This is a genomic window from Streptomyces sp. NPDC054840, from assembly GCF_053611065.1.
In genome coordinates this window covers 1-10,504 of record NZ_JBSGZP010000219.1, presented here as the reverse complement: position 1 = coordinate 10,504, position 10,504 = coordinate 1, and the positions used below count along the sequence as shown (strand labels likewise).

The 10,504-nt window shown below is 72.0% G+C and carries 11 protein-coding genes; 4 read left to right on the top strand and 7 right to left on the bottom strand.

Features of this window, described 5'->3' with window-relative positions:
• The 4 genes from ACWGIU_RS17535 to ACWGIU_RS17520 all read right to left on the bottom strand — a co-directional run.
• Positions 1 to 934: FAD-dependent oxidoreductase (locus tag ACWGIU_RS17535; RefSeq protein WP_453706747.1), on the bottom strand; the 934-nt coding region annotated here is incomplete at its 3' end.
• A gap of 110 nt (positions 935 to 1,044) precedes the next feature.
• A complete protein-coding gene (locus ACWGIU_RS17530; protein ID WP_453706745.1) occupies positions 1,045 to 1,722 on the bottom strand; it encodes an HAD family hydrolase in 678 nt (225 codons plus the stop codon).
• Positions 1,723 to 1,765: 43 nt separating this feature from the next.
• Positions 1,766 to 2,245 (bottom strand): Lrp/AsnC family transcriptional regulator, encoded by a 480-nt coding sequence (locus tag ACWGIU_RS17525; RefSeq protein WP_030713436.1) that lies wholly within the window; start codon positions 2,243 to 2,245, stop codon positions 1,766 to 1,768.
• Between the two features lie 25 nt (positions 2,246 to 2,270).
• A complete protein-coding gene (locus ACWGIU_RS17520) occupies positions 2,271 to 3,032 on the bottom strand; it encodes a YoaK family protein (protein ID WP_453706743.1) in 762 nt (253 codons plus the stop codon).
• A 70-nt stretch (positions 3,033 to 3,102) separates the two neighbouring features.
• On the opposite strand from ACWGIU_RS17520, the gene ACWGIU_RS17515 reads away from it, so the two are divergent.
• The 3 genes from ACWGIU_RS17515 to ACWGIU_RS17505 all read left to right on the top strand — a co-directional run bounded on the left by ACWGIU_RS17515 (position 3,103) and on the right by ACWGIU_RS17505 (position 5,780).
• Positions 3,103 to 3,696, top strand: coding sequence for a histidine phosphatase family protein (locus tag ACWGIU_RS17515; protein ID WP_453706741.1), 594 nt, complete (start codon positions 3,103 to 3,105; stop codon positions 3,694 to 3,696).
• A 116-nt stretch (positions 3,697 to 3,812) separates the two neighbouring features.
• Positions 3,813 to 5,345, top strand: coding sequence for an APC family permease (locus ACWGIU_RS17510; protein ID WP_453706739.1), 1,533 nt, complete (start codon positions 3,813 to 3,815; stop codon positions 5,343 to 5,345).
• A 9-nt stretch (positions 5,346 to 5,354) separates the two neighbouring features.
• A complete protein-coding gene (locus tag ACWGIU_RS17505) occupies positions 5,355 to 5,780 on the top strand; it encodes a universal stress protein (RefSeq protein WP_030713442.1) in 426 nt (141 codons plus the stop codon).
• A 50-nt stretch (positions 5,781 to 5,830) separates the two neighbouring features.
• On the opposite strand, the gene ACWGIU_RS17500 is transcribed toward ACWGIU_RS17505, so the two are convergent.
• From ACWGIU_RS17500 to ACWGIU_RS17490, 3 genes are all read right to left on the bottom strand, one after another.
• On the bottom strand, positions 5,831 to 7,111 hold the full coding sequence (locus ACWGIU_RS17500; protein ID WP_453706737.1) for a cation:proton antiporter domain-containing protein: 1,281 nt from the start codon (positions 7,109 to 7,111) through the stop codon (positions 5,831 to 5,833).
• Complete coding sequence (locus ACWGIU_RS17495; protein WP_453706735.1) at positions 7,098 to 7,718, bottom strand: flavin reductase family protein; 621 nt, start codon at positions 7,716 to 7,718, stop codon at positions 7,098 to 7,100. The genes ACWGIU_RS17500 and ACWGIU_RS17495 overlap by 14 nt, the downstream gene beginning before the upstream one ends.
• 84 nt (positions 7,719 to 7,802) lie before the next feature.
• Positions 7,803 to 9,404, bottom strand: a complete 1,602-nt coding sequence (locus ACWGIU_RS17490; RefSeq protein WP_453706733.1) for a tryptophan halogenase family protein — start codon at positions 9,402 to 9,404, stop codon at positions 7,803 to 7,805.
• A gap of 174 nt (positions 9,405 to 9,578) precedes the next feature.
• Here ACWGIU_RS17490 and ACWGIU_RS17485 point away from each other — a divergent pair.
• The coding region (locus tag ACWGIU_RS17485; protein ID WP_453706731.1) for an AfsR/SARP family transcriptional regulator at positions 9,579 to 10,504 on the top strand (926 nt) is incomplete at its 3' end.

Below are 10,504 nucleotides of genomic sequence, written 5' to 3'. Positions count from 1 at the left end.
CCACCCGGATGCCTCCGCCCGGCTCGCGCAGGCGCAGCGGGGCGAGGTGGTCGACGGCAGCCCGGAATCCGGTGGCCCACAGGATGACGTCCGCGTCCACGTGGCTCCCGTCCGCCCAGGCGACTCCGGTAGGGGTGATCCGGTCGAAGGCGGGCCGCCGGTCGAGCACGCCCGCGGCCAGACCGGCCCGGACGGCGTCGTTCAGCGGGAGTCCGGTCACGCTGACCACGCTCTGCGGCGGCAGTCCCCGGCGCACCCGCTCGTCCACCAGGGCCACCGCGGCCCGGCCCTCGGCCTCGCCGAAGTTCCCGTCGCGGAAGACCGGGGGCCGCCGGGTCACCCAGGTGGTCCCCGCGGCCACCTCGGCGATCTCCAGCAGGTGCTGCACCGCCGAAGTGCCGCCGCCGACGATGATCACCCGAGCCCCGGCGAACTCCTGGGGCCCCGGATAGTCGGCGGTGTGCAGCTGGCGGCCGCGGAAGGTCTCCTGGCTCGGGTAGCGCGGCCAGAACGGCCGGTCCCAGGTCCCGGTGGCGTTGATCAGGGCCCGGGCCGACCAGATGCCGGCCGAGGTCTCCACGCGCAGCCGCCCCGCGTCCCCCTCGTGGACGGCGGACACGTCCACGGGTCGGCGTACGCGCAGCTCGAAGCGCTCCTCGTAGGCGGCGAAGTATTCCCCTATGACCTGCGAAGACGGCCGTAGCGGGTCGGCGCCCGTCAGCTCCATGCCGGGCAGGGCGTGCATGCCGTGCACCTTGCCGTAGGTGAGCGAGGGCCAGCGGAACTGCCAGGCGCCGCCCGGGCGGGGCGCGTGGTCGAGCACCACGTGGTCGAGTCCGGCCCGGGTGAGGTGGTAGCCGCTGGACAGGCCGGCCTGCCCGGCCCCGATGACCACCACGTCCACGTCCACCGGCCCGTCCGCGTCCCGCCACATGTTGTTCACAGTTCTACTAACTTGCGGCGGGTGCCGGATCTTCCCGCCTGGCAGCGGCCTGCCGGGCCCCTGCGACACCACCTGGGAACGGACCCGCCCACCAGATGGAGCTACATGGTCCGGCGTGCGGACAGCCAGTCGTACGCCGCGTCCGCGCGGAACTGCTGCTGCCCGCCCGGGAAGAGGAGTCCGGCGCAGGCGAAGGCCGGGTCCCCCGCGATGGCCGGGGTGTACGGGACGGCCACGCAAACCATGCCCGCGGCGTGCGCGGCCAGCGCCCCGGGCGCCGCGTCCTCGACGACCACGCACTCGGCGGGCTCGGCGCCCAGGCGGCGGGCCGCCTCCAGGAACACGTCCGGAGCGGGCTTGCCCCGCGCGACCTCCTCGGCGGAGACCGCCGTCGTCAGCAGCGCGTCCAGCCCGGTGCCCGAGAGCACCGCGTCGATCGCCTCCAGCGAGGAGCCGGAGGCCACCGCCATCGCCACGCCCTCGGCGTGCAGCCGCTCGACGAACTCCCGCATCTGCGGGAAGACGTCGGTCCGGGTGCGGGCCAGCTCCAGGTAGGCGGCGTTCTGCTCGGCGAGCAGCTGCTCGACGGGTGCCTGGATCCCGTACCGCTCCCGAAGGATCTCCAGCGTCTCGCGCGTGCCGATGCCGATGAAGCGGGAATGCTGCTCCCACGTGAATTCGGCGACCCCGTGCCGCTCCAGGGTGCGGCGCCCGGACTCGTAGTAGTGGGGCTCGCTGTCCACGAGGGTGCCGTCGAGATCGAATATGACCGAAATCATCCGTTACCCCCGTCCCGCAGGTCGTGTCCCGTCTCGGCAATCCTCAGGTTTTCCCGGCATTTCTGCCCACGGATTCGACCAGCGGCAGCAAGCGATGCGGCACCCGCTCGCGCAACGCCACCTCCGTACGGGTGCGGACCACGCCCGGGAGCTGGATGAGCCGCTGGATCACGTCCTCCAGGTGCCCGTTGTCCCGGGCCGCCACCCGGGTCAGCAGATCCCCGCCGCCGGTGATCGAGAAGGCCTCGATGATCTCGGGTACGGCGGCCAGCGCGTCACCCACATCGTCCAGATGCCCCTGCGTGACCTCGATGTGCACGAAGGCCAGCACCGGATGGCCCAGTGCGGCGGGGGAGAGCACCGGCCCGGTGCCGGTGATCACACCGGTGCGCTCCAGCCGGTCCAGCCGTGCCTGCAGGGTGCCGCGCGCGACGCCGAGGATCCGGGCGTACTCGCGGACACTGGTACGCGGCTGCTCGATCAGCAGGCGCAGAATTCTGGTGTCGAGCTCGTCCACCGCCACGCCCCGACTGTACCAACGGCCCCCTTCATCCCGATCGTTCCCGGCCGGGTGCCCGGTCGGTGTGCAGCCCGGGCTGGCCCCGGTAGAGCAGGCCCACGACCAGCACCGTCACGCCGGCCGACAGCAGCAGCCAGCCCACGGTCCAGCCGGTCCGCAGCAGCAGCGCCCCGAGGAACCCGCCGGCGAACATGGCCAGGACGGAGAGGCCGCGCAGCCGCCAGCCGGCCGTTCCGAACCCGTATGTGTTCTCCCGCCCCATGGCCGAAGCACCCAGGAAGGCGGTCATGGACCGGGTGATCAGCGTCGTCGGTACGCCGGGCACGTTCGCCCGCATGATCGTGGTGTTGCGCAGCCCCATGGCCAGGGCCAGGACCGCCATGGCCGCCAGATGCCGCAGGGCCGGGGATCCGTACTGCGGGGCCAGCCCCCAGCCGATGCCCGCGGCGGTAAGGATCAGCCCTGCCTCGGCGATGAGGCCGATGACGAACCAGCGCCTCCCGCGGACCTCGGTCACGGACTCCAGGTGCGACCCACAGACCACCCCGACGACGAACGCGGCCAGGGAGACCCCGGGAGCGAGCGTCTCCAGTCTCCCCGCCCCCGCCGCGCCGAAGGCCACGAACAGCACGTTGCCCGTCTGCATCGCCGTGAAGGCCGGCCCGAGCGCCAGCAGGCTCACCGCCTCCACCACCCCGGTCACGCCGGTCAGTACGACCATCAGCGCGGGCATGTGCGGTGGGAGCAGCGGCGAACCGGCCGTCCGCCCGGCCTCCCGGTTCTCGTCCATGACGCCCGACAGTGACACGCCCGCCTTGGCGCTCCGGCGCCGACATGCCGGAACACATAGGGTCCGGAGGATGAGCGACCTGTTGCTGGTGAGGCACGGCGAGACCGCCTGGAGCGCGAACGGACGCCACACGGGACGCACCGACCTGCAGTTGACCGCCCGCGGGGTGGAGGAGGCCATCTCGCTGGCCCCTTTCTTCCGGGACCAGCAGCCTGCCCTGGTGCTCACCAGCCCGCTGCGCCGGGCCGTCGCCACCGCCGAGCTGGCCGGGCTCACCGGCGGCCGGGCCGACCCCGACCTCTCCGAATGGGACTACGGCGGCTACGAGGGGATCACCACTGCGGAGATCCGGAAGACGACGCCGGACTGGTCCCTGTGGACCCACGGCGTCCCGCCCGGCGACCCCGAGCACCCGGGCGAGAGCGCCGCCCAGGTGGGCGCCCGCGCCGACCGCGCCCTGGCTCGCGTCGCCCCCGTGCTCCGCGCCGACGGCGGCAACGTGGTGCTCGTCGCCCACGGCCACTTCCTGCGCGTCCTCACCGCCCGCTACCTGCGCTTGGTGCCCGAACACGGGCGGCTGTTCCTGCTGCGGACCGGCACGGTCAGCGTGCTCTCCACGGAGCACGGACTCCCGGTGATCGCGGGCTGGAACACCCGCCCCTGACCGAGGGGGCCTTGACCAGGCCCCTGGCCGAGCGCCCGACCAAGGGCCCGACGGCGGCCCCGACCGCGCGGCCGCCTCGCCTCGCGCGGCGCTGCCCACTGCGTGATCATTCGTACATGGGTCACGACTCGTACACGGACGACGGCAGTGCGGGTGCCGGACCGGAGGGCCTGGACGCGAGGCTCAAGGCCAACGCGATCGGGTTCCTCGACGCGCTCGTCATCGGCCTGAACTCCACTTCCCCCGCCTACTCCCTGGCCGCGGTCCTCGGCCCGATCGTGGCGCTGGCCGGCATCTACGCGCCCGGCGTGATGCTGGCCTCCTTCGTCCCGATGCTCCTCATCGCCGCCGCCTTCTACTACCTCAACAAGGTCGACCAGGACTGTGGGACGACCTTCTCCTGGGTCACCCGGGCCATGGGCCCGTGGGCGGGCTGGCTCGGCGGCTGGGCCATCGCCATGACCGGCGTCCTCGTCATCGGCTCACTCGCGGACGTCGCCGTGAACTTCGGGCTGCTCGCCGTCGGACTCGACAGCTGGGCCGCCAATGCCTGGATCCGGCAGGGCCTCACCGTCGCGGTGATCCTCGCCATGACCGGCATCTGTGTCATCGGCACCGAGCTCTCGGCCCACCTCCAGGACGTCCTCATCCTCGCCCAGGTCTTCTTCCTGCTGGCCTTCGCCGTGGTCGCCATCTACCGCGTCTACGCCGACACCAGCACCCTGGACTCGATCGAGCCGTCCATCAGCTGGCTCAACCCCTTCGGCGCGGGCGGCGCCGCCCTCACCGGCGGGCTGCTGCTCGGCGTCTTCATCTACTGGGGCTGGGAATCGGCGGTCAACCTCACCGAAGAGGTCGAGAACTCCGCCACCGCGCCCGGCAAGGCGGGCATCTGGTCGACCGTGATCCTCCTGGTCACCTACCTGTCGGTGGGCTTCGCGGTCGTCGCCTACGCGGGCACCGCCTACCTCGCCGAGAACGCGGGCGAGGAGGAGGCCGTCTTCGCGGTCCTCGCCCACGAGGTCATGGGCGGCTGGGACTGGGTGGTGCTGCTCGCCGTCTGCACCTCGGCGCTCGCCTCCACCCAGACCACGATCATCCCCGCCTCCCGCACCGCCCTGTCCATGGCCCGCCGACACGCCTTGCCGCACCGGCTCGCGCAGATCCACCCGAGGTTCCGCACCCCGGACGTGAGCACCTGGTGGGTGGCCGGCATCGCCATCGGCTGGTACCTCGTCGTCAACCAGATCAGCGAGAACGCGCTCCTGGACTCGCTCACCGCGCTCTCGCTGCTCATCGCGTTCTACTACGCGCTCACCGGCCTGGCGTGCGCCGTCTACTACCGTCGGCACCTCCTGGAGAACGTGCACAACTTCGTGCTGATCGGAGTCGGCCCGCTGATCGGCGCCGGCCTGCTGAGCTGGCTGCTGGTGGAGTCGATCGGCGACATGTCCGACCCGGAGAACTCCGCCGGCGGAGTCTCCTGGTTCGGCCTCGGCCCGCCGCTGGTCATCGGCATCGGCATCGCGCTCGTGGGCGTGGCCTTCATGTGCTTCTGGCGGGTCCGCGACGGCAGGTTCTGGCAGGAGCGGCGCGGCGTCGTCGACCCGGAACTCGTCCATGTCGGCAAGCACACGACACACTCCTAGGAGCCCTCGATGTCCGTGGTCCTCGGATACGACGAGTCACCGGGCGCGGAGCGGGCCCTGCAGGTGGCGCTGGAGGTGGCCACCGCCTTCGGCGAGCCCCTCGTCCTCGTCTACGGCGCGGCCGCCCCGGGCCCCACCGGCGAGGAGTCCCGCGCCCACCGCGAAGCCGTCCGCCAGGCGGGCCGCAGCGCGCTGGCGCACGCCGTCGAGGAGGCCGACGCGGCCGGGGTGCCCTCCACGGTCGAGGTGGCCGACGAGAAACCCGCGCAGGCCCTGCTGGACGCCGCCGAGCGCCACCGGGCCCGCGTCATCATCGTCGGCAGCTGGGGCGACAGCCCGATGCGCGGTGCGCTGCTCGGATCCACCCCGCACAAGCTGCTGCACCTGTCGCCGATCCCGGTGCTGTGCGTACCGACCGGGCCGGAGGGCGCCTGAGCAGCCGTGGTGCGGCTGGGGCGGACACCCTCCCGGTCCCGGCCCGCTCGTCAGGGCCCGGAGAGGGCGTTCTCGGGCTCGGCCTGCGCCGGGGCCCGGCGGCTCACCTCCCTCCCGGCGCGCAGCCGGGTCAGGGCCGGGCTGGTGATCGCCGTCGTCACCAGGGCCATCAGCACCAGCATGGTGAACAGTTGCGGCCCGATGACGCCGAGTTCCAGGCCCACGTTGAGCACCACCAGCTCGGTCAGCCCCCGGCAGTTCATCAGAGCGCCGATCGACAGGGCCTCCCGCCAGGGTCTTCCGCACGCGCGGGCCGCCCCCGTCGCGCCGCCCCACTTGCCGAGGAAGGCGACCAGGAGGATCGCGGCCGTCCAGAGCCACAGCGCGGGCGAGGCCGTCAGGCCACCGATGTCCGTACGCAGCCCCGTGTGCACGAAGAACAGCGGCAGCAGCACGGGCACCGTGAACGCGCGCAGCCGGGCCGCCGAGGCCTCGATACGCTGCCCGGTGTGCGGGGTGACCACCCCGAACAGGAACGCCCCGAACAGCGCGTGCACGCCGATCAGGTCGGTGGCCAGCGCGGACAGGCTCAGTCCGCTGAAGAGCGCCACCAGGACCGCCGCGTCGCCCGCCCGGTCAGCTCGGGCCGACCAGCGGGCCAGCAGCGGTCGCACCGCGTACAGCATCAGCAGCGTGAAGGCCACGGCGAGTCCGGCCGTGGTGGCCGCCTCCAACGGGGACCCGGCGGTGGCGAGGGCCACCACCAGGGCCAGCAGGCACCACGCGACCACGTCGTCCACGGCCGCGCAGGCCATGGCGAGCGCGCCGAGCGGAGTCCCGTACAGGCCCCGGTCGATGAGGATCCGGGCGAGGACCGGGAACGCGGTGATGCTCATGGCCACGGCCATGAACAGGATGAACGGCATCCGGCCCGCCCCGTCGGGGGCGAACTCGCCGTACATCGCGAGCGCGAGGAGCGCGCCCAGGGCCAGCGGCAGCAGCATGCCGGCCTGGCTCACGGCCACCGCGACCCGGGTGTGACCGCGCAGGCTCTTCAGGTCCAGCTCCAGCCCGACCAGAAACATGAAGGCGAGCAGTCCGAGCTGCCCGAGCACCGAGGTGTACGGCAGCACGGACGGCGGGAAGAGCGCGTGCTGCGCCTGCGGCCACAGCCACCCCAGCAGCGAGGGACCCAACAGGATGCCGGTGGCGATCTCGCCCACCACCGGGGGCTGGCCGAACCGGCGGCAGACGGAAGCCCCCACCTGGCAGGCCAGGATCACCACCGGCACGGCGACCAGGAGGGCGGGCAGCGGGTCAACGGACGACACGGGCACCTCCTTCGGGCGCGGCGGGCCGCAGTGCGGCGGGCAGGTCGTGGCGCGCGGCCGGCTGCGGGGCCGCGGCCGCGGCGGACCACGGGGCGTACCGGCGCAGCCCGTAGAGCAGCGGTTCCCGGTCGTCCCGGACGGTCACCCGGCGGGCCTCGGCGAAGACGGCCGTATGGTCGCCGAAGCCGACGGTTCTCACCACGGCGCAGTCCGCGACGGCGTGCGCGTCCGCCGTCAGGTGCGGTCCGCCCGCCCCCAGCGGCAGCCGCCACTCGACGCGGTCGAAGCGGTCGGGCGCCCCGGAGGCGAACAGGTCCGAGGTGCCGCGGGCCCTCTCGTGCAGCAGGTTGAGGGCGAAGTGGCCCTCGGCGAGCAGCACCGCGAGGGTCGGGCTCGCCGCCCGTATGCACACCACGATCGTCGCCGGTTCGAGCGCGACGCTCGCGAGGGAGGTGCAGGTCAGGCCGTGCGGCACGGAATCGGAGTCCAGTGTGGTGACGACGGACACCCCGGTGGGGAAGGCGGCCATGAAGGGACGGAGGTCCGTCGGCCGGCCCCCGGCCGACTCGTCCGGTGCGGCGGGATGGGGCACGGAGCGGTGGGGCATGTCTGACTCCTGAGGTGGCTGAAGCAACTGCGGCCCGGCAGCCGGCGGGAGAGCCGTACTGCCGGGCCGTGGGAGCGGTGGGCCCTACGCGCCGTGCAACCGGCGCAGGTAGTCGTAGGCACTGGGCAGCGTCTCCAGCAGGTTCTGCTGCTGGCGCTTGACCGTGTCGAAGAGGGGTTCGGCACCGGCCACCGAGTCCGGCCGGTGCGCCAGGGAGGGCAGCGGGGCGTCCGGCTCCAGGCCGAGGCCCGCGAAGATGCAGTAGTAGCTGCCGTTGGTCCAGAAGTTGCGGAACTCGGCCTCGAAGTTGCCGTAGTACGTCGACTCGTCCGTGATCGGCGAGTTGATGGGCAGGCCGGCCTTGTAGGCGGAGATCTTCTGCTGGATGTTGTCGGGGAGGGTCAGCTTCTTGTTGGCCTGCCAGAACGGCGTGTCGTTGCGCGGTGCGTAGAAGAAGTGCGCCTGGATGAAGTCGCGGGTGTCGTCGAACATCACCTCGATCTCGTGGTTGAAGCTCTTGATCAGACCGTCGTTGAAGGTCTTGTCCGGGAAGTGCTTGGCCAGCTGGTAGATCGCGGCGGTGATGAAGTAGATCCCGGTCGACTCCAGCGGCTCCAGGAAGCAGGAGGACAGGCCGATGCTGACGACGTTCTTCACCCACGCGCGGCGATTGCGGCCGACGCGGAAGCGGATGTGGTTGAACTTCGTCTCCTCCACGTCCAGGCCCCACATGTCCGCGAACTCGCGGGTGGCGGTGTCCTGGTCGGTGAACTTGCTGGAGTACACGTAACCGGTGCCGAAGCGCCCCAGCATGGGGATCTTCCAGGCCCAGCCGGACGACATGGCGATCGCCGAGGTGTACGGCTCCACGCCGTTCGCCTCGTCGTCGTGCGGGACGGCCGTCGCCACCGCGCTGTCGCACAGCAGGTGGTCGCTCATGTCGATGAAGGGCTCCTCCATCGCCTGGTTGATCAGCAGGCCGCGGAAGCCCGAGCAGTCCACGAACAGGTCGGCGTCCAGGGCCAGTCCGCCCTTGGTGTGCAAGGTGGTCACGTAGCCGCGCTCGTCCTGTTCGACCCGCACCATCTCGTCCTGTACGTGGTTCACGCCCTGCTTCTCGGTGCTGAACCGGCGCAGGAAGTCGGCCACCAGCTGGGCGTCGAAGTGCCAGGCGTACCGGGTGGCCGGCCGGCCGTCGAGCCAGCGCGGCGCCTTCATCGCGTCCATCACCGGGGGCTCGCGGAAGCAGGCGTAGTCGAACGGCTCGGTGGTGCGGCCCTCGTACTTGCGCTTGAACCAGTAGTGCGACAGCGGGGTCTGGTCGTAGTCGGGGAGCAGCCCGAACGGGTGGTAGAAGTGGTCCGGACCGCCGCCCGGCAGCTCACGGGCCGTCGACTCGCCCTGCCCGTCGGTCCGCCAGTTGACGAAGCGCACGGCCATCTTGAAGCTCGCGTTGCACTCCCGCATCCACTCGTCCTCGGCGATGCCCAGGTAGTCGAAGAAGGAACGCTGCAGGTTGGGCACGGTGGCCTCGCCGACACCGATGCGCGGGATCGTCGGCGCTTCGAGCACGGTGATGTCGACCGTTCCCTGCAGCGCCTTTCCGAGGTATGCGGCCGTCATCCAGCCGGCCGTGCCGCCGCCCAGGATGACGACCTTCTGAAGCCGGGTGTCGCTGCTGGTCATGAAACAGCCCTCATTTCGGATTCGGCGGTTCGGGTGGTCGTGCTCATCAGTGTCGAAAAACGCCCTATCACCGCTCTACACAGCTCGGATCCGGCCGTTGTAGGGCCCTTGTAGACCCCCCGGACACACTCCTCGCAGGCAGAGCGGCAGGCTGAAAACCACCGGGAGGACGCGATGACCACCGCAGCGACCGAAACAGCGGGGCCGGCGGTACGGGTCCGCTTCCTGGGCGACTTCGAGCTGACCGTCAACGGCAGCCCCGTCCAGCGCTGGCGGGCCGGCAAGGCCCGTGGCCTGTTCCAGTACCTCGCGGTCCACCGCGGCCAGATGCTCACCCGCGACCGGCTCTACGCATCCCTGTGGCCCGGTACCGACAGCACCGTGGGCAGTTCCCTGAAGGTCGCCGCCCACGCACTGCGCCGCGTGCTCGACGCCCACCCCGACCGCCCCGGCGACTCCGGGATACGGCTGGTCTACCGGGACTTCGGGTACGTCCTGCACATCACCGGCCTCTGGTCCGACGTCGACCGCTTCCAGGAACTGGTGCACACCGGCCTGCGCGCCGCCGCGGCCGGTGACGCCCCGCTCGCCCGCACCCGGCTGCGCGGGGCGATCGGCCTCTACGGCGGCGAGTTCCTGCGCGGCGAGAGCGCCGACTGGGTCGTCGAACAGCGTGAGTACCTCAGGGCGCTCGCCCTGCGGGCTCTCGGAGCGCTGCGTACCGACGCCGAGACCCGTGAGGACTTCGTGGAGCTCATCGAGGTCTGCAAGCGCACCCTGGAGATCGACCGCCACCACGAGGAGGCCTACCGCGCGCTGATGGCCGCACACGGCCGGCGCGGAGAACTCGCCTGCGTCCGGCGCTGGTACGAGCTGTGCGCCCGCCGGATGCGCGAGGAGCTGGCCGTGGCACCCGCCGAGGAGACCCAGCGGCTGCTGGGCACCCTGATCCCGGCCACCGCGCCCACCGCCGCTTCCGCTCCCGTCTCCGCCGTCACCGGCGCCCCGCCCGCGACCGTCCGCGCGCTGCGCCCGCCGGCCCGCCGGCCCGGGACCCCCGCCTGGAGCCCGGACGCCCGTACGACCGCCCTGGCCCGCCC